The organism is Streptococcus sp. SCPM-O-B-15304 (M98) (assembly GCF_058200215.1).
Window position 1 is genome coordinate 195,795 of the sequence record NZ_JBYQGQ010000001.1, and the last position, 21,691, is coordinate 217,485.

Annotated in this window: 18 protein-coding genes; all 18 read left to right on the forward strand. The window is 38.2% G+C overall.

The annotated features are described in order from the left end of the window. Positions 1 to 42 precede the first annotated feature (42 nt). The 18 genes from lepA to AC3E7H_RS01005 all read left to right on the forward strand — a co-directional run bounded on the left by lepA (position 43) and on the right by AC3E7H_RS01005 (position 21,674). Positions 43 to 1,866 carry a translation elongation factor 4 gene (lepA, locus tag AC3E7H_RS00920; protein ID WP_049510208.1) on the forward strand — a complete coding sequence of 608 codons (1,824 nt, stop codon included), beginning with the start codon at positions 43 to 45 and terminating at the stop codon, positions 1,864 to 1,866. Between the two features lie 125 nt (positions 1,867 to 1,991). After that, positions 1,992 to 2,600 (forward strand): hypothetical protein, encoded by a 609-nt coding sequence (locus tag AC3E7H_RS00925; RefSeq protein WP_490675953.1) that lies wholly within the window; start codon positions 1,992 to 1,994, stop codon positions 2,598 to 2,600. A gap of 198 nt (positions 2,601 to 2,798) precedes the next feature. Further along, entirely contained in the window at positions 2,799 to 3,275 is a 477-nt protein-coding gene (locus tag AC3E7H_RS00930; RefSeq protein WP_049529554.1) for a PTS sugar transporter subunit IIA, read from the forward strand. Between the two features lie 39 nt (positions 3,276 to 3,314). Beyond that, entirely contained in the window at positions 3,315 to 3,620 is a 306-nt protein-coding gene (locus AC3E7H_RS00935; protein WP_000590576.1) for a PTS sugar transporter subunit IIB, read from the forward strand. A gap of 44 nt (positions 3,621 to 3,664) precedes the next feature. Beyond that, a complete protein-coding gene (locus AC3E7H_RS00940) occupies positions 3,665 to 5,140 on the forward strand; it encodes a PTS galactitol transporter subunit IIC (RefSeq protein WP_045763399.1) in 1,476 nt (491 codons plus the stop codon). 103 nt (positions 5,141 to 5,243) lie between these two features. Then, positions 5,244 to 6,137: an aldose 1-epimerase family protein gene (locus AC3E7H_RS00945; protein WP_490675954.1), complete on the forward strand. Its 894-nt coding sequence runs from the start codon at positions 5,244 to 5,246 to the stop codon at positions 6,135 to 6,137. 257 nt (positions 6,138 to 6,394) lie between these two features. After that, complete coding sequence (gene lacA, locus AC3E7H_RS00950; protein ID WP_000029280.1) at positions 6,395 to 6,820, forward strand: galactose-6-phosphate isomerase subunit LacA; 426 nt, start codon at positions 6,395 to 6,397, stop codon at positions 6,818 to 6,820. A 30-nt stretch (positions 6,821 to 6,850) separates the two neighbouring features. Next, on the forward strand, positions 6,851 to 7,366 hold the full coding sequence (gene lacB, locus AC3E7H_RS00955) for a galactose-6-phosphate isomerase subunit LacB (RefSeq protein WP_001216925.1): 516 nt from the start codon (positions 6,851 to 6,853) through the stop codon (positions 7,364 to 7,366). Between the two features lie 10 nt (positions 7,367 to 7,376). Next, on the forward strand, positions 7,377 to 8,306 hold the full coding sequence (locus AC3E7H_RS00960) for a tagatose-6-phosphate kinase (RefSeq protein ID WP_490675955.1): 930 nt from the start codon (positions 7,377 to 7,379) through the stop codon (positions 8,304 to 8,306). Between the two features lies 1 nt (position 8,307). After that, entirely contained in the window at positions 8,308 to 9,288 is a 981-nt protein-coding gene (gene lacD / locus AC3E7H_RS00965; RefSeq protein ID WP_490675956.1) for a tagatose-bisphosphate aldolase, read from the forward strand. 231 nt (positions 9,289 to 9,519) lie between these two features. Next, positions 9,520 to 10,356 carry a PRD domain-containing protein gene (locus AC3E7H_RS00970; protein ID WP_490675957.1) on the forward strand — a complete coding sequence of 279 codons (837 nt, stop codon included), beginning with the start codon at positions 9,520 to 9,522 and terminating at the stop codon, positions 10,354 to 10,356. A gap of 34 nt (positions 10,357 to 10,390) precedes the next feature. After that, entirely contained in the window at positions 10,391 to 10,708 is a 318-nt protein-coding gene (locus AC3E7H_RS00975; protein WP_045763395.1) for a PTS lactose/cellobiose transporter subunit IIA, read from the forward strand. Next, positions 10,708 to 12,399, forward strand: a complete 1,692-nt coding sequence (locus tag AC3E7H_RS00980) for a lactose-specific PTS transporter subunit EIIC (protein WP_490675958.1) — start codon at positions 10,708 to 10,710, stop codon at positions 12,397 to 12,399. The genes AC3E7H_RS00975 and AC3E7H_RS00980 overlap by 1 nt, the downstream gene beginning before the upstream one ends. A 213-nt stretch (positions 12,400 to 12,612) precedes the next feature. After that, a complete protein-coding gene (gene lacG, locus AC3E7H_RS00985; protein WP_414315949.1) occupies positions 12,613 to 14,019 on the forward strand; it encodes a 6-phospho-beta-galactosidase in 1,407 nt (468 codons plus the stop codon). Between the two features lie 42 nt (positions 14,020 to 14,061). Further along, the gene (locus AC3E7H_RS00990) at positions 14,062 to 14,316 is read left to right on the forward strand and encodes a DUF3884 family protein (RefSeq protein ID WP_490675959.1); all 255 of its coding nucleotides are present in this window, start codon (positions 14,062 to 14,064) and stop codon (positions 14,314 to 14,316) included. A gap of 315 nt (positions 14,317 to 14,631) precedes the next feature. After that, the gene (locus AC3E7H_RS00995; RefSeq protein ID WP_490675966.1) at positions 14,632 to 17,151 is read left to right on the forward strand and encodes a pneumococcal-type histidine triad protein; all 2,520 of its coding nucleotides are present in this window, start codon (positions 14,632 to 14,634) and stop codon (positions 17,149 to 17,151) included. Positions 17,152 to 17,437: 286 nt separating this feature from the next. Further along, complete coding sequence (locus AC3E7H_RS01000; RefSeq protein ID WP_490675960.1) at positions 17,438 to 18,367, forward strand: metal ABC transporter substrate-binding protein; 930 nt, start codon at positions 17,438 to 17,440, stop codon at positions 18,365 to 18,367. Positions 18,368 to 18,374: 7 nt separating this feature from the next. Continuing rightward, a complete protein-coding gene (locus AC3E7H_RS01005; protein WP_490675961.1) occupies positions 18,375 to 21,674 on the forward strand; it encodes a pneumococcal-type histidine triad protein in 3,300 nt (1,099 codons plus the stop codon). The last annotated feature ends 17 nt before the right edge of the window (positions 21,675 to 21,691 follow it).

Sequence of the window (21,691 nt, forward strand, 5' to 3'; positions counted from 1 at the left end):
AAACAATTTATAATTAATAGATACCCTGAAAGGAAGAGAATGATGAACTTAGAAGAATTGAAAAAACGACAGGAGAAGATTCGTAACTTCTCTATTATCGCCCATATTGACCATGGGAAGTCAACACTAGCAGACCGTATTTTGGAAAAGACAGAGACAGTTTCTAGTCGCGAAATGCAGGCCCAACTTCTTGATAGTATGGATTTAGAGCGTGAGCGTGGAATTACGATCAAGCTTAATGCTATCGAGCTTAATTATACGGCTAAAGATGGTGAGACTTATATCTTTCACTTGATTGACACACCAGGACACGTGGATTTCACTTATGAGGTATCACGTTCTCTAGCTGCTTGTGAGGGTGCTATCTTAGTAGTTGATGCCGCCCAAGGGATTGAGGCTCAAACCCTGGCAAACGTCTATCTTGCTTTGGATAATGATTTGGAAATCCTTCCAGTTATCAATAAAATTGACCTACCAGCAGCAGATCCAGAGCGCGTGCGTACAGAAATTGAAGATGTCATTGGTCTAGACGCTAGCGAAGCAGTACTGGCTTCAGCCAAAGCGGGCATCGGTATCGAAGAAATTCTCGAGCAAATTGTCGAAAAAGTACCAGCACCAACTGGTGACGTGTCAGCACCATTGAAAGCCTTGATTTTCGACTCAGTTTATGATGCTTACCGTGGGGTTATCCTCCAAGTGCGTGTCATGGATGGGGTAGTCAAACCTGGTGATAAGATTCAGCTCATGAGTAATGGCAAAACTTTTGATGTGACTGAGGTCGGAATTTTCACACCCAAAGCAGTTGGACGTGATTTCCTAGCAACGGGTGATGTTGGTTATATCGCAGCATCTATCAAGACTGTTCAGGACACACGTGTCGGTGATACAGTAACCTTGGCGACAAATCCAGCGACTGAACCACTTTCAGGATACAAGCAGATGAATCCGATGGTTTTCGCAGGTCTCTATCCAATCGAGTCTAACAAATACAATGACCTTCGTGAAGCCCTTGAAAAATTGCAGTTGAACGATGCTAGTCTTCAGTTTGAACCCGAAACATCGCAAGCTCTTGGATTCGGTTTCCGTTGTGGTTTCCTTGGACTTCTTCATATGGATGTTATTCAGGAACGTTTGGAACGTGAGTTCAACATCGACCTTATTATGACTGCACCGTCTGTTATCTACAAGGTTAATCAGACTGATGGGGAGTCTATGGATGTGTCTAACCCATCTGAGTTCCCAGATCCTACAAAGATTGCGACCATTGAAGAACCTTATGTCAAGGCGCAAATCATGGTACCGCAGGAATTCGTTGGAGCAGTTATGGAGCTAGCTCAGCGCAAACGTGGTGACTTTGTGACCATGGATTATATTGATGACAATCGTGTCAATGTTATCTATCAAATCCCACTAGCTGAGATTGTCTTTGACTTCTTTGATAAGCTCAAATCTTCAACGCGAGGTTATGCAAGCTTTGACTATGAATTGTCAGAGTATCGTCCATCTAAGTTGGTTAAAATGGATATCCTTCTTAATGGTGATAAGGTGGATGCTCTCAGCTTTATCGTTCACAAAGACTTTGCCTACGAACGTGGGAAACTCATTGTTGATAAGCTTAAGAAAATCATTCCTCGTCAACAGTTTGAAGTTCCAATCCAGGCAGCTATCGGGCACAAGATTGTCGCGCGTACAGATATTAAAGCCCTTCGTAAGAACGTTCTTGCCAAGTGTTATGGTGGTGACGTTTCACGTAAACGTAAACTTCTCGAAAAACAAAAAGCTGGTAAGAAACGTATGAAAGCCATCGGTTCTGTAGAAGTGCCTCAGGAAGCTTTCCTCAGTGTCTTGAGCATGGATGAAGAATAGTTGCTAGGTGAGAATGGCATCTAGTATAAGAAATCAATTACTGTATTTTGTAAATTTTCAAAATACAGTAATTTTTTGACACTTTTCTCTTCTTGCTTTAAAATAGAAGGGAAAGGAGAGTTATCATGAAAAAAATAATAACTTTATCTACACTTTTACTTTGCAGTCTTAGTCTAATTGCTTGCAGTCATTCAGAAAAGACAAATGAAGTAAAGACAGAAGCCTCTTCTAGTGTTCAAGAAGTTTCAAGTCAAGAGTCTAGTTCATCGCAAAAACAGACGGAAGAAACGCAAATAGTTGGATCTGATGATTATGGATATGTGAAAATTCCTAAATCATGGGTTCATTTCAAAGAAATTGAAGGTGGAGATGACATTCAGTACTGTGATGGAACAGATGTCAACATTGTAACTCTCAATACTTTTAAACCAGAACAGTTTGGTATTAGTGAAAGCGAATATGCATCGCTAGAAACTGTTCAAATTTCAACTAGCATTTATGAATCCAAACAGAAAAGTCAAGATTTCTCCAAGGTATGGGGGTCAAAATCAACTATCGGTGGCTATGAGGCCTACGTAGTAAACTGTATTGCTAAGAATGGTAAATATTTAATTATCTGGGTATTTAAATCCGATGATGGTAAGTTTAGATATGTTTCTCTTGAAGGTGTTCCAGAGGTATTAAAAAATCTCCTTCCAATGGTGGAAGACAGTTGGACCAATAAAAAGAGTTAAAATCGTAAAAACAGGAGTCATTCCTGTTTTTTGTTTTACTTATCAAGAAATTTATAAAAAATATGTTTGAAATTAGCAAATGTTTAAAACGTAAACAAAAAAAATAAATATCAAACAAAATACAACAAAAAACATTGACAACGGTTTCATATAGTGTTATACTTGTACCATAAAAGTTAAATATGAAGGGAGAAGGTCATGGGATTAGATCATTTCTTTGACAAAGACTTAGTCTTTTGCTTAGAAGCAGATAATCAAGAGCAACTTTTCGATCAAGTTGCAACCCTACTGGAAGAAAAGAAAGTTGTTACAGAGACCTATCGATCGGCCTTGATTGAACGTGAAAAATCGTTCCCAACTGGTTTGGATATGGAGTTTTTAGGGAAGGATTTGCCAAATGTAGCTATCCCTCATACTGATATAATTCATAATCTAACTGAAAATGTTGTCGTGGTTCGTCTGGAAAAACCAGTAACATTCCACAATATGATTGCTCCTGATAAGGAAGTAGAAGTTTCATTATTGTTCTTTATCATCAACAATTCAAGTTCAAGTCAAACAAATATTCTTGCACAGTTGATGGACTTCTTTACAGGCAATGGTCATCTTGAAGCGCTGTCTAAGATTACGGAACCTGAAGCCTTGTTCCAATATATCTCAGAAGCGACTGCTTAATTTGTTAATAATTTTTATATAAAAACGGAGGAAATCCAAATGATTAAAATTCTTGCTGCTTGTGGTGCAGGTGTTAACTCAAGCCACCAAATTAAAAGTGCTCTTGAAGAAGAACTTTCTAACCGTGGGTACGATGTTCAATGTGATGCTGTTATGGTAAAAGATGTCAATGAAGACTTGATTAAAGGTTATGATATCTTCACACCAATCGCTGCTACTGATTTAGGTTTTGAACCAGGTATTCCAGTCGTTGAAGCAGGACCAATCTTGTTCCGTATTCCAGCTATGAGCGCTCCAGTTTATGACAATATTGAAGCAGCTATCAAAGAACATGGTCTAAGTTAATTATTAATTTGTAAATATTCCATAAAAATAAAGGGAGGAAAATTATGGATATCATTATCGAACTAGCCAATAAGCTGTTCAAACCTATCTTGGAAATGGGTGGACCGATCATCATGCTGATCATTTTGACATTATTGGCTCTACTTTTTGGAGTGAAATTCTCCAAAGCGCTTGAAGGTGGTATCAAACTTGCCATCGCTCTTACTGGTATCGGTGCTATCATCGGTATGTTAAATGGTGCTTTCTCAGCGTCTCTTGCAAAATTCGTTGAAAACACTGGTATTCAATTGAATATTACCGACGTTGGTTGGGCACCACTTGCTACAATCACTTGGGGTTCAGCTTGGACACTTTACTTCTTGCTTGTGATGTTGATCGTCAACATTGTAATGCTTGCAATGAAGAAAACTGATACACTTGACGTCGATATCTTTGATATCTGGCACTTGTCTATCACAGGTCTTTTGATCAAATGGTACGCTGACAACAATGGAGTTAGCCAAGGAGTTTCACTCTTCATCGCGACTGCAGCAGTTGTTCTTGTTGGGGTTCTTAAAATCATCAACTCTGACTTGATGAAACCAACATTTGATGACCTTCTTAACGCACCAAGTTCATCACCAATGACTTCAACTCACATGAACTACATGATGAACCCAGTTATCATGGTTTTGGATAAGATTTTTGATAAACTCTTCCCAGGTCTTGATAAATACGACTTTGACGCTGCTAAATTGAATAAACGAATCGGTTTCTGGGGATCTAAATTCTTCATCGGTTTCATCCTTGGTATCGTTATCGGTTTGATGGGAACTCCACATCCAGTTCCTGGTGTTGAAGGTGCTGATAAATGGGAACTTGTTATTAAAGGTTGGTTGTCACTTGGTTTGACTGCCGGTGTCTGCTTGGAGCTCTTCTCATTGATCGGTTCATGGTTTATCGCAGCCGTAGAACCACTTTCACAAGGTATTACAAACGTTGCTACTAAACGTCTTCAAGGACGTAAATTCAACATTGGTCTTGACTGGCCATTTATCGCTGGTCGTGCTGAAATCTGGGCTTGTGCCAACGTACTTGCACCAATCATGTTGGTTGAAGCAGTGCTTCTTTCAAACGTCGGAAATGGTATCTTGCCACTTGCTGGTATCATCGCAATGGGTGTAACTCCAGCTCTCTTGGTAGTTACTCGTGGTAAATTGCTCCGTATGATTATCTTCGGAACACTCTTGTTGCCACTCTTCCTTCTTTCAGGTACACTTATCGCACCATTTGCAACAGAACTTGCTAAAGGTGTAGGTGCCTTCCCAGAAGGTGTAAGCCAAACTCAATTGATTACTCACTCAACTCTTGAAGGACCAATCGAAAAACTATTTGGTTGGGCAATTGGTAACGCTACAACTGGTGATATCAAAGCAATCCTTGGCGCATTAGTATTCCTAGTATTCTACGTTGGTATCTTTGCATGGTACAGAAAACAAATGATCAAACGTAATGAAGAATACGCAGCAAATGCAAAATAATTCGCTCCTAAAAATGTAAATTGTAAAAACTAGGTTGTCAGTTTCCAAATCTGGAGTCGACAGCCTAGTTTTTTTAGGTCTTAAATAAATGGAGGTAATTCTAATGATTGAATTAAAAACAGAACAGCTAAGTGTACAGTTTCAAACTTTTGGTGGTGCACTTTCTTCAATAAAAGATAAAGATGGAATTGAGTATTTGTGGCAGGGAGATTCAACTTACTGGAGTGGACAAGCACCTGTTTTATTTCCAATCTGTGGATCCGTTAGAAATGATACTGTCTTGTATGAGCATGAAGATGGTAGTCAAGTAGCAGGTAAAATTCCACGTCATGGTTTGGTTCGAAAAAAAGAATTTGAATTAGTAGAACAAACAGAGAACTCTGTCACCTTTGCTATCGAAGATGACCAAGAAATGTATGAGAATTATCCCTATCATTTTCGTCTAGAAATAACTTATACTGTTACTGGAAAGACTATTTGTACACAGTATCAAGTTACCAATAAGGAAACAGATAAGAAAATGCCTTACTTTATTGGTGGACATCCAGGCTTTAACTGTCCTTTATTTGATGATGAAGCTTATGAAGACTACTATCTTGAATTTGAAAAGCCAGAAACTTGTACAGTTCCAAAACCATTCCCAGAAACAGGGATGTTGGATTTTCAAGATAGAAGTAGCTGGTTAAAAGATCAAAAAGAATTGGATTTAAACTATGATTTCTTTAGCTATGATGCTGTGACGTTAGATGAGTTAGCCTCTCGCTCTGTTTCCTTACGATCACGTAGGCATGATAAGGGATTAAAACTAGACTTTAAAGAGTTTCCAAACTTAATCGTTTGGTCAACGCTTAATAAAGGTCCCTTCCTTGCTCTGGAACCTTGGTCTGGTTTGTCAACTTCACTTGAAGAGGGCGATCATCTAGAGGATAAGAAGAATGTTCGAATTTTAAATCCAGGTCAAAGTGATCAAATTGGTTTCGATATAGAAATTTTCTAAAAAATAAACAAAAACAAACACAAACTGTTGACTTTTTTAAACAATAGTAGTATATTATGTTTAGAAAGAACAATTTGTGTTTGTTTTAACAAGTTATTCTTCCAATTTCTCAAAGGAGAAGTTACAAAGAGTGATTAGATAAATCATTCTTAAACTAAAATAGTCAACAAAAACTACTAGTAACTACTTGGTGATGGTCATTTTCTTTCCATAACCAAAATATTTTTACTGGTCTATATAAAAAAGGAGTATACAATATGTCTATTGTTATTGGTGCAGATGCTGCAGGTTTGAGATTGAAAGAAGTCGTTAAAGATTTCTTGGAAAAAGAAAACTTCCACGTTGTGGATGTTACAGCTGAAGGTCAAGACTTCGTTGATGTAACTCTTGCAGTTGCTGAAGAAGTTAAAAAAGAAGAACAAAACCTTGGTATTGTCATTGATGCTTATGGTGCAGGTCCATTTATGGTTGCTACTAAAATCAAGGGAATGGTTGCTGCAGAAGTCTCTGACGAACGTTCAGCTTATATGACTCGTGGTCACAACAACTCACGTATGATTACTATGGGTGCTCAACTTGTTGGTGACGAATTGGCTAAGAACATCGCTAAAGGCTTTGTAAATGGTAAGTATGACGGCGGTCGTCACCAAATCAGGGTCGACATGTTGAACAAAATGTGCTAATTTTTATAACGAAAGAAAGGTAAGATAAAAATGAGAATTGCAATTGGATGTGACCACATCGTAACTAATGAAAAAATGGCGGTTTCAGAATTTTTGAAATCAAAAGGACATGAAGTCATCGACTTTGGTACTTATGACCACGCTCGTACTCACTACCCAATCTTTGGTAAAAAAGTTGGTGAAGCAGTAGTTAGTGGCCAAGCTGATCTTGGTGTATGTATCTGTGGTACTGGTGTAGGTATCAATAACGCTGTTAACAAAGTTCCAGGTGTTCGTTCTGCTTTGGTTCGTGATATGACAACAGCTCTTTACGCTAAAGAACAATTGAATGCCAACGTTATCGGATTTGGTGGTAAAATCACTGGTGAATTGCTTATGTGCGATATCATTGAAGCTTTCATCAACGCTGAATACAAACCATCTGAAGAAAATAAAAAATTGATCGCTAAAATCCAACACGTTGAAACTCATAACGATCATCAAACAGATGCCAACTTCTTTACAGAGTTCCTTGAAAAATGGGATCGCGGTGAATACCACGACTAAGAGGTGACTCATGATTTTAACAGTCACAATGAACCCATCCATTGATATTTCCTATCCTTTGGATGAATTGAAAATTGACACTGTCAACCGTGTTGTTGATGTTACGAAAACAGCGGGTGGTAAAGGTCTCAATGTTACACGAGTTCTATCAGAATTTGGTGATTCTGTAGTCGCAACAGGACTTGTTGGTGGTAAACTTGGTGATTTTTTAGTAGAAAATATTGATGATCAAGTTTCGAAACGTTTCTTTTCTATCCAAGGGGAAACTCGTAACTGTATCGCAATTCTACATGGAGAAAACCAAACAGAAATCCTAGAAAAAGGTCCTGAAGTTCAAGAAAAAGAAGGTCAAGATTTCTTGGCTCATTTCAAGGAACTTTTAGAGACTGTAGAGGTAGTAGCCATTTCAGGTAGTCTACCGGCAGGACTTCCTGTTGACTATTATGCTAGTTTAGTTGAACTTGCGAATCATGCTGGGAAACCTGTTGTATTGGACTGTTCAGGCGCTGCACTTCAGGCAGTTCTTGAGTCTCCACATAAACCAACAGTCATCAAACCAAATAATGAAGAATTATCTCAACTTTTAGGAAGAGAAATTTCTAAAGACTTGGATGAATTAAAAGAAGTCCTTCAAGAACCACTATTTGATGGAATCGAGTGGATTATCGTTTCCTTAGGTGCTAATGGTGCTTTTGCAAAACACGGGGATACTTTCTATAAAGTAGATATTCCAAAAATCCAAGTTGTAAACCCAGTTGGGTCAGGTGATTCAACCGTTGCAGGTATTGCATCAGGATTGTTCCATAAAGAATCTGATCAAGAATTACTGACTAAGGCGAATGTCCTTGGTATGCTAAATGCTCAAGAAAAAATGACCGGTCATGTCAATATGGCTAACTATCAAGGTCTATATGACCAACTAGTAGTGAAAGAGGTATAAAATGGTTTTAACAGAAAATAAACGTGCATGTTTGGAAAAACTCTCTGATGAAAATGGTATCATCTCAGCTCTTGCTTTTGACCAACGTGGTGCTTTGAAACGCCTCATGGCTCAATACCAAACAGAAGAGCCAACAGTAGCTCAAATGGAAGAACTTAAAGTCTTGGTAGCGGATGAATTGACGAAATACGCTTCATCTATGCTTCTTGACCCTGAGTATGGACTTCCAGCTACAAAAGCTCTTGATGAAAAAGCTGGTCTTCTCCTTGCTTATGAGAAAACTGGATACGACACAACAAGTACAAAACGTTTGCCAGACTGCTTGGATGTTTGGTCTGCAAAACGTATCAAGGAACAAGGTGCAGATGCTGTTAAGTTCTTGCTTTACTATGACGTAGATAGCTCTGACGAACTCAACCAACAAAAACAAGCCTACATTGAACGTATCGGTTCTGAGTGTGTGGCTGAAGACATTCCATTCTTCCTTGAAATCCTTGCCTACGATGAAAAGATTGCTGACGCAGGTTCTGCTGAATACGCTAAAGTGAAACCACACAAGGTTATTGGTGCGATGAAAGTATTCTCAGATCCACGCTTTAACATCGATGTCTTGAAAGTAGAAGTTCCAGTTAACGTTAAGTACGTTGAAGGCTTTGCTGAAGGTGAAGTTGTTCATACACGTGAAGAAGCAGCAGCATTCTTCAAAGCCCAAGACGAAGCTACTAATCTTCCTTACATCTACTTGAGTGCAGGTGTATCCGCTAAGCTCTTCCAAGAAACTCTTGTATTTGCCCACGAATCAGGCGCAAACTTCAACGGAGTTCTTTGTGGACGTGCAACATGGGCTGGATCAGTTGAAGCTTACATCAAAGATGGTGAAGCGGCAGCTCGCGAATGGCTTCGTACAACTGGTTTTGAAAACATCGATGAACTTAATAAGGTTCTTCAAACAACAGCTACTTCATGGACTGAACGTGTGTAAACTTCCCCCCTTTATGTCCTAAAACCTAGCATAAAATTTTAAAAAAAGTTGTATGTAAAGGTTTACAAAAAATCATTCTTGTGATATACTAAAGTCACAAGTTAATACAAAGTGAGTGTTACTAAGTAATATTAGGCATGATCACAGATGACTCAGATGTATGTTTTCTGAGTTCATTTGTGGTCATTTTTTATGCTCACAAAACTTAAATAATAGGGCAAGGAGGTTGCCATGTATCGGATATTAAATCCAATGAATAACAATGTTTCTCTCGTGCGTAATAGTAAGGGAGAGGAGTTGATCGTAATTGGTAAGGGTATTTCGTTCGGTAAGAAGAAGGGAGATTTGATTTCTGAGAATCAGGTTGAAAAAGTTTTCCGAATGAAAACGGAAGAGTCGCGAGAAAATTTTATGGCTCTTCTCAAGGATGTACCGCTTGATTTTATTACAGTCACTTATGAGATAATTGATAATCTTTCTAAAAAATATCAATATCCTGTCCAAGAGTATCTATACGTCACTCTGACAGACCATATCTATTGTTCTTATCAGGCTATTGGTCAAGGACGCTATAAGGATAGTAACTTGCCTGATATTTCTGCCAAGTATCCTATCGCTTTTCAAATTGCACAAGAAGCTTTTGAAATTTATCGTCAAAAACTGACAGAAAATTTTCCTGAAGACGAGATCATTCGTATCGCTTATCACTTCATCAATGCAGAAGGTGAAAATGAAGTCGAAGTTGTTGAGTCGATTGATAAGAGAAAGGAAATTTTAAAGAGAGTTGAAAGCGTTTTGAAGAGTTATAAAATCCAGCGAACACCTGAAAATAATAATTTCTACGATCGCTTTATGATTCATCTCAATTATTTCTTGGATTATCTGGATCGTAGTCGCGATGATAATCAATCCTTGCTCGATATGGAAGAACATATAAAGAATACCTATCCAGAAGCATTCGAGATTGGTAGCAAAATTTATGAAGTCATTGCACAGGAAACTGGTCTTGACCTCTACAAGAGTGAACGAGTTTATCTTGTTCTACACATTCAACGTTTATTGTCATAACATTTACTAAAAATTATATAAGGAGAATTCTATCATGAATAGAGAAGAAGTAACATTGTTAGGTTTTGAGATTGTTGCCTATGCTGGCGATGCTCGTTCAAAACTCTTAGAAGCTCTGAAAGCTGCTGAAGCTGGTGATTTTGCAAAAGCAGATAGCCTAGTAGAGGAAGCTGGTTCTTGTATTGCAGAAGCTCACCACGCGCAAACGAGTCTTTTAACCAAGGAAGCTGCTGGTGACGATTTGGCTTATAGCGTGACCATGATGCATGGCCAAGATCATCTGATGACTACAATCTTGCTAAAAGATTTGATGCATCATTTAATTGAACTTTATAAAAGAGGAGCTAAATAATGAATAAGTTAATTGCCTATATCGAGAAAGGGAAGCCTTTCTTTGAAAAACTATCTCGAAATATCTATCTTCGTGCTATTCGTGATGGATTTATCGCTGGAATGCCTGTTATTCTATTCTCAAGTATTTTTATCTTGATTGCTTTTGTACCAAACTCTTGGGGCTTTAAATGGTCTGATGAAGTAGTAGCACTTTTGATGAAACCTTACAGCTACTCTATGGGGATTCTAGCAGTCTTGGTAGCTGGTACCACTGCTAAATCTTTAACAGACTCCGTCAATCGTAGTATGGAGAAAACCAACCAAATCAACTATATGTCAACGCTCCTAGCAGCTATTGTCGGTTTGCTGATGTTGGCAGCTGACCCAATCGAGGGTGGTTTTGCGACAGGATTCCTTGGAACAAAAGGGTTGCTTTCAGCCTTCCTGGCAGCTTTTGTAACTGTAGCTATCTATAAGGTTTGTGTGAAGAACAACGTTACTATTCGCATGCCTGACGAAGTTCCACCGAATATCTCACAAGTCTTTAAAGACGTTATTCCGTTTACGCTTTCAGTTGTTTCTCTTTATGCTCTTGACTTGCTCGCTCGTCAATTTGTTGGTGCAAGCGTTGCAGAATCAATTGGTAAATTCTTTGCACCATTATTCTCTGCTGCTGATGGTTATCTAGGTATTACCATTATCTTTGGTGCCTTTGCCTTCTTCTGGTTTGTTGGTATCCATGGTCCATCTATCGTTGAGCCTGCTATCGCAGCTATTACCTATGCAAATGCCGAAGTCAACTTGAACCTTCTTCAACAAGGTATGCACGCTGACAAGATTCTTACTTCTGGTACACAAATGTTTATCGTCACTATGGGTGGTACAGGAGCAACTCTTGTAGTTCCATTCATGTTTATGTGGTTGTGTAAGTCTAAGCGTAACCGTGCCATTGGACGTGCTTCAGTAGTTCCAACCTTCTTCGGTGTAAATGAACCAATCTTGTTTGGTGCACCACTTGTTTTGAATCCAATCTTCTTTATTCCATTTATCTTCGCACCTATTGCAAACGTATGGATCTTCAAATTCTTTATCGAAACGCTTGGCATGAACTCATTTACTGCCAACCTTCCATGGACTACACCAGGACCTCTTGGTATTGTTCTTGGTACAAACTTCCAGTTCTTATCATTCGCTCTTGCAGCATTATTAATCGTAGTAGATATTGTTATCTACTATCCATTCCTCAAGGTTTATGACGAACAAATTCTTGAAGAAGAACGTTCTGGTAAAGCCAACGATGAATTAAAAGAAAAAGTAGCAGCAAACTTTAATACTGCTAAAGCTGATGCTATCCTTGAAAAAGCTGGAGTAGAATCAGCACAAAATACAATTACAGAAGAAACCAACGTACTCGTTCTCTGTGCAGGTGGTGGAACAAGTGGTCTTCTTGCCAACGCCTTGAATAAAGCAGCAGCTGAGTACAAGGTGCCAGTTAAAGCTGCAGCTGGTGGCTATGGTGCTCACCGTGAAATGTTGCCAGAATTTGACCTTGTTATCCTTGCTCCTCAAGTAGCTTCAAACTATGAGGACATGAAGGCTGAAACAGATAAACTTTGCATCAAATTGGCTAAGACTGAAGGAGCTCAATACATCAAGTTGACTCGTGATGGTAAAGGTGCTCTTGCATTTGTTCAAGCGCAATTCGATTAATGATAGGGACTGTAAAACAGTCTCCTATCATTACGGAAATCGCTATGGCGAATTTCCTAATCGCCTTGTTAATTCGTCGGTAAAAAAATATCGTTTTTACCTCCTTATGTCACAATTCGGTGACTTGCTACAAGAAGTGAGATGGAGATGGATGGCTCACTAACTCCTCTCCCCTCACTTTTCATTTTATCCAATCAAGAAATAGGTGAAAAAATGACAAAAACACTTCCTAAAGATTTTATTTTTGGTGGCGCAACAGCAGCTTATCAAGCAGAAGGAGCTACGCATACAGATGGTAAAGGTCCTGTTGCCTGGGACAAATACCTAGCAGATAACTATTGGTACACAGCTGAACCAGCGAGTGACTTCTATCATAAATATCCAGTAGACTTAAAATTAGCTGAGGAATATGGTGTAAATGGTATTCGTATTTCTATTGCTTGGTCACGTATTTTCCCAACTGGTTATGGTGAAGTAAATCCAAAAGGGGTAGAATTCTATCATAACTTATTTGCAGAATGTCATAAACGCCATGTAGAACCGTTCGTTACTCTTCATCACTTTGATACACCTGAAGCTCTTCACTCAAATGGAGACTTCTTAAATCGTGAAAACATCGAACACTTTGTAGATTATGCTGCATTCTGTTTTGAAGAATTCCCAGAAGTAAACTACTGGACAACCTTTAATGAAATTGGTCCAATCGGTGATGGTCAATACTTGGTCGGTAAATTCCCACCAGGTATTCAATATGACCTTGCCAAAGTCTTCCAATCCCACCACAATATGATGGTTTCTCATGCACGTGCTGTGAAATTGTACAAAGACAAAGGTTACAAAGGTGAAATCGGGGTTGTTCACGCCCTTCCAACTAAGTATCCATTGGATCCTAAAAATCCTGCAGACGTTCGTGCTGCTGAGTTGGAAGATATCATCCACAACAAATTTATCTTGGATGCTACATACCTTGGACACTATTCAGATGCAACAATGGAAGGTGTAAACCACATCTTATCAGTAAATGGTGGTGAGTTGGATCTTCGTGACGAAGACTTTGCAGCACTTGAAGCAGCTAAAGATTTGAACGACTTCCTTGGAATTAACTATTACATGAGTGACTGGATGGAAGCCTTTGATGGTGAAACTGAGATCATCCACAATGGTAAAGGAGAAAAAGGAAGCTCTAAATACCAAATCAAGGGTGTTGGACGTCGTGTAGCTCCTGACTATGTACCTCGTACTGACTGGGACTGGATCATCTACCCTCAAGGTTTGTATGATCAAATCATGCGTGTTAAGAAAGATTATCCAAACTACAAGAAGATCTACATCACTGAAAACGGACTTGGATACAAGGATGAATTCGTTGATAACACAGTTTACGATGACGGCCGTATTGATTATGTGAAACAACACTTGGAAGTATTGTCTGATGCGATTGCAGAAGGTGCAAACGTCAAAGGATACTTCATATGGTCATTGATGGACGTCTTCTCATGGTCTAATGGTTATGAAAAACGTTACGGACTTTTCTATGTTGATTTTGATACACAAGAACGTTATCCTAAGAAATCTGCACATTGGTACAAAAAACTAGCTGAGACCCAAGTGATTGAATAGTACAACTAGTTATTAGGTATAGAATTTAAGCGAGGAAAGTTTATGCTCAAAGATTTTTTCAAATCAATCTATGAAAAAGTTTATATTATTAACTTTGAACATTGCTCTCATGTACCATCCTTGACCAAGGAGCAACTTGCAAGTCTTGGAAAATGGTATGTCTCGACAGGTAAGGAGTGGATTTGTCATTCAGACTATGAATTTGAAGAATTTCAAAAGCTATTCTTAAATTTTGTCAACGCAGAAGATAAGGATAACATTTCCTTTGTTTCGGATTTTATGCCATTTCAACACTAAAATATTATAAAGAGGAATCTATCTCATACTAGGGGATATTCCTCTTTTTTATCTAGATTTTACCTGAAAGTCAAAAAAATTCTTGACAGATTTATGTTATAGGAGTAAAATCTTAACTAGTTAAATAACTGGTTAAGTATAAAAAGAAAATAGTTTAATCGCTCAAATCTTGTTTGATAAATAGAAAACAGAAGGAGGAGTTTTAAAAGTGAGTAATTTTTCTAAATCGATATTTAACCGGTTAAGGATATTCTTTAGGAAAAGTATAGTTCTTCTTTAACGAATAAATGAAATAGAAAGTGTATTAAGATGAAAATCAATAAAAAATATGTACTTGGTTCCGTAGCTCTTTTGGCTTTAAGCCTTTCAAGTTATGAATTGGGGCGTTACCAAGCGGTACAGACTAGCAAAGAGTCTAATCGTGTGTCTTATATAGAAGGAAATCAGGCTAGTGCTAAGACTGAAAATCTGACACCAGATGAGGTTAGTCAGCGAGAGGGGATTAATGCTGAACAAATTGTTGTTAAAATTACCGATCAAGGCTACGTAACTTCACATGGAGACCATTATCATTACTTTAATGGCAAGGTTCCTTATGATGCTATCATTAGTGAAGAACTTCTGATGAAAGATCCGAATTATCAGTTGAAGGATTCAGACATTGTCAACGAAGTCAAGGGTGGTTATGTCATTAAGGTTGATGGTCGCTATTATGTATACCTCAAAGATGCATCCCATGCAGAAAATATTCGTAGTAAGGATGAGATCAATCGTCAGAAGCAAGAACATGGGCATGATGGTGGAACAAAGGTTAGTAATGAAGTTGCTCTAGCAAGGGCACAGGGGCGTTATACGACGGATGATGGCTATGTTTTTAATGCAAGTGATATTATCGAGGATACGGGTGATGCATATATCGTTCCCCATGGCAATCATTTCCACTATATTCCAAAGAGTGACTTATCGGCTAGTGAACTCGCTGCTGCTCAGGCTTTCTTATCTGGTAAAGGTGGCCAAACAAGCTCAGTTGGGTATCGACCGTCAACAAATTCTTCTAGCAGCTCATCAGAGGCATCGAATAGTAGTACATATAGACAAACGAATCAAAGCAATGTTGAGGCAAATACTAGAAGATGGACCCCAAGTGTTAGCCCACAAGTGGATAATAGTTATCAAGCAAGTCCAAGTGAAGACGTATCTAGTCTTTTGAAACAACTTTATGTCTTGCCACTCAGCCAACGACATGTGGAATCAGATGGGCTTGTCTTTGATCCAGCGCAAATTACAAGAAAAACTGCGAATGGGGTAGCGGTACCTCATGGGGATCACTATCATTTTATCCCTTATTCTCAAATGTCTGATTTAGAGCAGAAGATTGCAAGAATGATTTCGGTAAAAGGACAAAATAATGGAAACAATAAGCCAGTAAATACCCAAAAGTCAACAAACAGTAAAGTTGAACATAAATTTTTAGGAAATTCAATTAAAGCTTATGGAAAAGGTCTGGATGGCAAACCATACGATACTAGTGATGGATATGTATTCAGTAAAGATTCTATCTATTCAGTTGATAAATCAGGCATTATAGCGAGACATGGAAATCATTTCCATTATGTGGGATTTGGAGAGTTAGAACAATTTGAATTAGATGAAGTTAGCAAGTGGATGAAGGAAAAAGGTCAAGCTAATGATAGTGTTATTCCTTCAGAGAAAATGAATAATGAAGAAAAACCAAAATTTGATTCAAAAAAAGTGACTAGTAAAGTTATCAAAAATGGTAAAGTTGGTTATGTTCTTAAAGAAAACGGAAAAGAATATTTCTATTCTCGAGACGAACTTGATCTTACTCAAATTGCTTTTTCTGAACAAGAACTAATGCTTAAGGATCGAGATCATTATCGTTATGATATAGTAGACACAGGGATTAAACCAAGATTAGCTGTAGATGTCTCAAGTTTGCCGATGCATGCAGCTAATACTACCTATGATACTGGAAGTTCATTCATTATTCCACACATTGATCATATTCACGTTGTGCCTTACTCATGGTTAGAGCCTGATCAAATTGCGACTATTAAATATGTAATGCAACATCCTGATGTGCGTCCTGAAGTTTGGTCTAAGCCGGGTCATGAGGATGCTGGATCTGTTATTGCTAATGTGACTCCTCTTGGAAAACGCGCTGGAATGCAGAATTGGCAAATTATCCATTCTGCTGAAGAAGTTCAGAAAGCTCTTGCAGAAGGTCGATTTGCAACTCCAGATGGCTATATTTTTGATCCGAAAGATGTATTGGCAAAAGAAACTTTTGTATGGGAAGACAAATCATTTAGTATTCCAAGAGCGGGAGGTGGTTCATTGAGAAGTATCACTAAATCCGACTTGTCAGAAGTAGAATGGAAAGAAGCACAAGACTTAATAGCAAAAAGAATAAAAGAAAAAGAATCCAAAACTGAAACGTCTACACATCCTAATAAAGAATTAAAACCTGATTCAAACAATACTGAAAATAGTGATAAGAATAATACTGCTGTAGATAAAACTGAGGAGCAACCGAAGAATAATATAGGTGTAAATGAGACTGGTACAACCAACGAAATTACTTCAGAAAATAAGGTTGAAGATAAAGAAAACTCCAAAGAAGAAAGTGACGATGATTTACCAGACTACGGATTGGATAAAGTAACTTTAAATGAACATATAGAAAAGTTAGCAAAAATTGCACAAATCGATCCTAAGTTTCTAATTTTTCAGCCAGAAGGTGTTCAGTTTTACAATAAAAATGGTGAATTAGTGATGTATGACATTAAGACACTAAAACAAATAAAACTTTAAAATATTTTTATTAATTATAATCTAGTCGAAAGGATATTGTTCGATTTTTAATTGAATAATGTCCTTTTCTTTGTTAAAAAGCTGAAATTAGCTGTCTAAAAAAATGAATCAAGGAGTTCTAAAACGATTAAAAGTCAAATGTTAAAAATAACCAGTGAGAACTGATAATGAAATTTAGTTCTCACTTTTTTCATGAAAATGTAGAAAAAATATTGACATTTTAAATTTTTAGGAGTAAAATGTTTACTAGTTAATTAAATGGTTAAATACTAGTTAAGGAGTTGTTATGAAAAAAAGAAGTATCCTATGGCTCATGATTGCCTTATTTGCTCTTACCTTAGGAGCATGTGGACAAAAGACCAGTCAAGACAAGAGTGATGAAACTAAAGGGATGAAAATTGTGACCAGTTTTTATCCTATCTATGCCATGGTCAAGGAAGTATCTGGTGACTTGAATGATGTTCGAATGATTCAGTCAAGTAGCGGAATTCACTCCTTTGAACCTTCGGCAAATGATATCGCAGCAATATACGATGCCGATGTTTTTGTCTATCATTCTCATACACTAGAGTCATGGGCGGGAAGTTTGGATCCAAGCCTGCAAAAATCCAAGGTAAAGGTCTTAGAAGCATCAGAAGGTATGACCTTGGAGCGCGTGCCTGGCTTAGAAGATATGCAGGCAGGAGATGGGATTGATGAGAAAACCTTGTATGATCCTCATACTTGGTTAGATCCTGAAAAAGCTGGCGAAGAAGCGCAAATTATCGCTGACAAACTTTCAGAGGTTGATAGTGAGCATAAAGAAACTTACCAGAAAAATGCGCAAGCCTTTATCAAAAAAGCTCAAGAATTAACTAAGAAATTCCAGCCAAAATTTGAAAAAGCGACTCAGAAAACTTTTGTAACACAGCATACAGCCTTTTCATATTTAGCTAAACGATTTAGACTTAATCAACTTGGTATTGCAGGTATCTCTCCTGAACAAGAACCTAGCCCAAGACAGTTAACCGAAATTCAAGAATTTGTAAAGACTTATAAGGTCAAAACCATCTTTACAGAGAGCAATGCATCATCTAAGGTAGCGGATACACTCGTCAAATCAACAGGTGTGAGTCTTAAAACCCTAAATCCTTTAGAGGCAGACCCACAAAATGACAAGTCCTACTTAGAAAACCTAGAAGAAAATATGGCTATCTTAGCTGAAGAATTGAAATGAGGAGATTATGAAGATTAATAAAAAATATCTAGCGGGATCTGCAGTGGTCCTTGCCTTAAGTGTTTGTGCTTATGCTTTAAATCAACATCAAGCACCTGAGAAAAAAGATGACAACCGTGTATCCTACGTTGATGGTAAAGAGTCTGAAGCTAAAAAGAATGAAACTCTTACACCAGACCAAGTTAGCAAGAAGGAAGGCATAGAAGCTGAACAGATTGTTACCAAAATCACTGATCAAGGTTATGTGACTTCCCACGGCGACCATTTCCATTACTATAATGGTAAGGTTCCTTATGATGCTATCTTTAGTGAAGAACTGGTCATGAAAGATCCAAACTATCAGCTGAAGGATGAAGATATTGTCAATGAGATTAAAGGTGGCTATATCATCAAAGTTGATGGGAGATACTATGTCTATCTAAAAGATGCTAGCCATGCAGATAATGTTCGTAGCAAAGACCAAATTGAGCGTCAGAAACGGGAAGGCACATCAGATAGAGGAAATGAAACTAAGGAAGTCCTTGCTGCACGAGCTCAAGGCCGATATACAACTGATGACGGTTACGTTTTTAATGCTGCAGATATTATTGAAGACACAGGTGACGCTTATATCGTTCCTCATGGTGGCCATTATCATTACGTTCCTAAGAGTGCTCTATCTTCAAGTGAATTGGCTGCCGCTCAAGCTTACCTTGCTGGAAGAGGAAGTCAACAAAGTCTAACAGACTACAAACCGATTCCAAGTGTTGAATCAAGTCATCAAGTAGAGAAACCAGCTACAAGCAATTCAGTACAAGAAGAAAATAATCTTCAAAAACTTCTAGAACAGCTTTACGCTTTACCAGTTAGTCAACGCTATAAAGAATCTGATGGTTTGGTATTTGACCCAGCTAAAATTACCAGTCGTACGCCTAATGGAGTTGCTATCCCTCATGGAAATCATTACCATTTCATCCCTTATAGTAGTTTATCTGCTTTGGAGCAAAAGATTGCACGCTTGATACCACTTTCAGGTCTAGTAACACCATCAAATCCTTTAGAAACTCCAAGTAAACCTAGTGAAGATCATGAGCACAACCATGACCATGAAGATGGAGAGAATCATGATCATGACCACCATGGACACGACCAAGAAGAGCCGGGTCATCATGGTCAGGAAGGCGAAGGACAAGGCCATGACCATGACCACAATCATGACAATCCCCACGATCACGGATTCGATACTAATCGTGTTATAAGTGAAGATGAGCAAGGTTTTATCGTTTCTCATGGGGACCACAATCATTATTTTTACAAGAAAGATTTGACGGCTCAACAGATTAAAGAAGCTCAGGAACACTTGAAAGGTAAAACCGAAGTTAAACCTAATCCATCAGATGAGCACCATGATGAAGACGGGCATGATCACCACCATGGTGAAGACCACGATCACGGATTCGATGCTGACCGAGTGATAAGTGAAGATGAGGAAGGTTTTGTCGTTTCTCATGGAGACCACAATCATTATTTCTTTAAAAAGGATTTATCAGCAGAGCAGATTAAGGCTGCTCAAGAGCACTTGAAGGAACATCATCAGGCAGAACCTGTCAAACCACTGGCAAAAGATGTAGAAGCATTTTCAAGAGATGCTAGTGATGAAGAAAAAATGGAGTATATCTCTAAAACCTATGGTGTTCCGCTTGAAGCAATCCGAATTTCAAATGGATTCTTTGTATTTGGTAATCCAGACCAGGCTTATGATCCAACTCACATTCACCCTTACGCAGTTCGTAAGGAACACGTTCGTATTCCGCTTCAAACAGGTGATGCAGAACTTGATTTCCTAAACGAACTCTATACAACTGCACTTCGTGATGGTGTCTCTCCATATAGTTTGCAGGTGGAAAATGGTAGCTTCGTTATTCCTCACGGAGATCATAATCACTACATTAAAGTGCAGACTAAAGGTTATGAAGTGGCTTTGAAACATAAGATTCCTGCCTTGCAATCCAACTACCAACCAGGTGCATTTGATGAAACGACTGTTCAAAACAAGGTTGATCAACTTCTAGCAGAAAGTCGCGAAGTTTACAAGGATAAACCAATTTTACAAAGACAAATTGAGCTTGCCTTGGGACAATTCTCTGAAAATATGAAGAAGCTCTCAACCAACTCAACTGCAGGATATTTGACAGCTTTGGATTTGTTTGACAAGCAGTATATCCACGTTGACTCTAGTGTAAAACCAACAGAAATCAGTCCATTAGACAAAAAATATCAAGCTTTAGTAGATAAGATTAATACCTTGGATACGGATGCTTATGGACTTCCTAAAAAGGATCTCTTGGCTCAACTCCAAGAAAATAAATTGGCTCAAGATGAGGCTGGTTTAGATGCAGTTGAAGCTAAACTACAAGCTCTGCAAGATTTTAATGATCGTACTGGTGTTACGACAGTCGAATACATTAAGTATTTCTATCAACATCTGTCAGATGGTCGTTTAAATGACACTCTTAGAAATAAAGTTGCTAACTTAACTTGGACTCTTTATCAGTCACAATCCTTCCTTAAGGCGACTGACTTGAACAAACTTTTCCCAGAAATCTATCAAACAAAACTAGAAGTTGAAGAAGCTCTTAAAAACGAGCCAGTTGCAAGTAAGCCTTCTGAAACAATCTTAGATAGAGAAAAAGTTGATGGCCATAGTGCTAAAACTGCAGTTTATGAGTTCTTGAAAGGATTGTTTGATGATATTCAACCTGAGGACCAAAGTAACCATGTCTTAAAAGGTCAGGTAGCAGGACTTTTAACAAAAGCTGTAGAATTGGTAAGCCAAGTGAAAGAAGAAGGTGTTAAAGCTTCACTTGTTGATGAAGTGAAGAATCTGAAAGCTGCCTTTGACAAAGAGGATGCTGACCTAGATGAATTAAACACGCAAGTACAAGATCTTCTGAAACGTATTTCATTAACTATTCAGAAAGAAAGCCAGGAAGAGGCTCAAGATCCACAACTTTTGGCTCTTTATCAACAGCTTTATAACGGAATTATTGCCCTCCATAGCTATCTAGAGATGAATCATGGTTCAGATGCTGACTTTGAAAAAGTCGATGCTCTGTTTGATAAACTAGCAGCAGCTAGCAAAGACAAGCAAGCTCTTCTAGCACTTGCTCAAGAAATTGTCTCATTAAACCAAGATTTTCAATCCAAAGTCAAGCCAGCTGAAGCTAACACCGAAACAGCCAATAAAGAAACAAATGATAAACAAGCTGAGTCAACCTTAACCGCTGCAACTACATCTCCAGAAACAAGAGAAAAAGTAGCAGAATAACAAAAAGTTCAGTCAGC

Bases quoted from the DNA above. Each gene is read 5' to 3' on its own strand.
- lepA (WP_049510208.1), top strand. From the start codon at position 43: ATGAACTTAGAAGAATTGAAAAAACGACAGGAGAAGATTCGTAACTTC.
- AC3E7H_RS00925 (WP_490675953.1), top strand. From the start codon at position 1,992: ATGAAAAAAATAATAACTTTATCTACACTTTTACTTTGCAGTCTTAGT.
- AC3E7H_RS00930 (WP_049529554.1), top strand. From the start codon at position 2,799: ATGGGATTAGATCATTTCTTTGACAAAGACTTAGTCTTTTGCTTAGAA.
- AC3E7H_RS00935 (WP_000590576.1), top strand. From the start codon at position 3,315: ATGATTAAAATTCTTGCTGCTTGTGGTGCAGGTGTTAACTCAAGCCAC.
- AC3E7H_RS00940 (WP_045763399.1), top strand. From the start codon at position 3,665: ATGGATATCATTATCGAACTAGCCAATAAGCTGTTCAAACCTATCTTG.
- AC3E7H_RS00945 (WP_490675954.1), top strand. From the start codon at position 5,244: ATGATTGAATTAAAAACAGAACAGCTAAGTGTACAGTTTCAAACTTTT.
- lacA (WP_000029280.1), top strand. From the start codon at position 6,395: ATGTCTATTGTTATTGGTGCAGATGCTGCAGGTTTGAGATTGAAAGAA.
- lacB (WP_001216925.1), top strand. From the start codon at position 6,851: ATGAGAATTGCAATTGGATGTGACCACATCGTAACTAATGAAAAAATG.
- AC3E7H_RS00960 (WP_490675955.1), top strand. From the start codon at position 7,377: ATGATTTTAACAGTCACAATGAACCCATCCATTGATATTTCCTATCCT.
- lacD (WP_490675956.1), top strand. From the start codon at position 8,308: ATGGTTTTAACAGAAAATAAACGTGCATGTTTGGAAAAACTCTCTGAT.
- AC3E7H_RS00970 (WP_490675957.1), top strand. From the start codon at position 9,520: ATGTATCGGATATTAAATCCAATGAATAACAATGTTTCTCTCGTGCGT.
- AC3E7H_RS00975 (WP_045763395.1), top strand. From the start codon at position 10,391: ATGAATAGAGAAGAAGTAACATTGTTAGGTTTTGAGATTGTTGCCTAT.
- AC3E7H_RS00980 (WP_490675958.1), top strand. From the start codon at position 10,708: ATGAATAAGTTAATTGCCTATATCGAGAAAGGGAAGCCTTTCTTTGAA.
- lacG (WP_414315949.1), top strand. From the start codon at position 12,613: ATGACAAAAACACTTCCTAAAGATTTTATTTTTGGTGGCGCAACAGCA.
- AC3E7H_RS00990 (WP_490675959.1), top strand. From the start codon at position 14,062: ATGCTCAAAGATTTTTTCAAATCAATCTATGAAAAAGTTTATATTATT.
- AC3E7H_RS01000 (WP_490675960.1), top strand. From the start codon at position 17,438: ATGAAAAAAAGAAGTATCCTATGGCTCATGATTGCCTTATTTGCTCTT.
- AC3E7H_RS01005 (WP_490675961.1), top strand. From the start codon at position 18,375: ATGAAGATTAATAAAAAATATCTAGCGGGATCTGCAGTGGTCCTTGCC.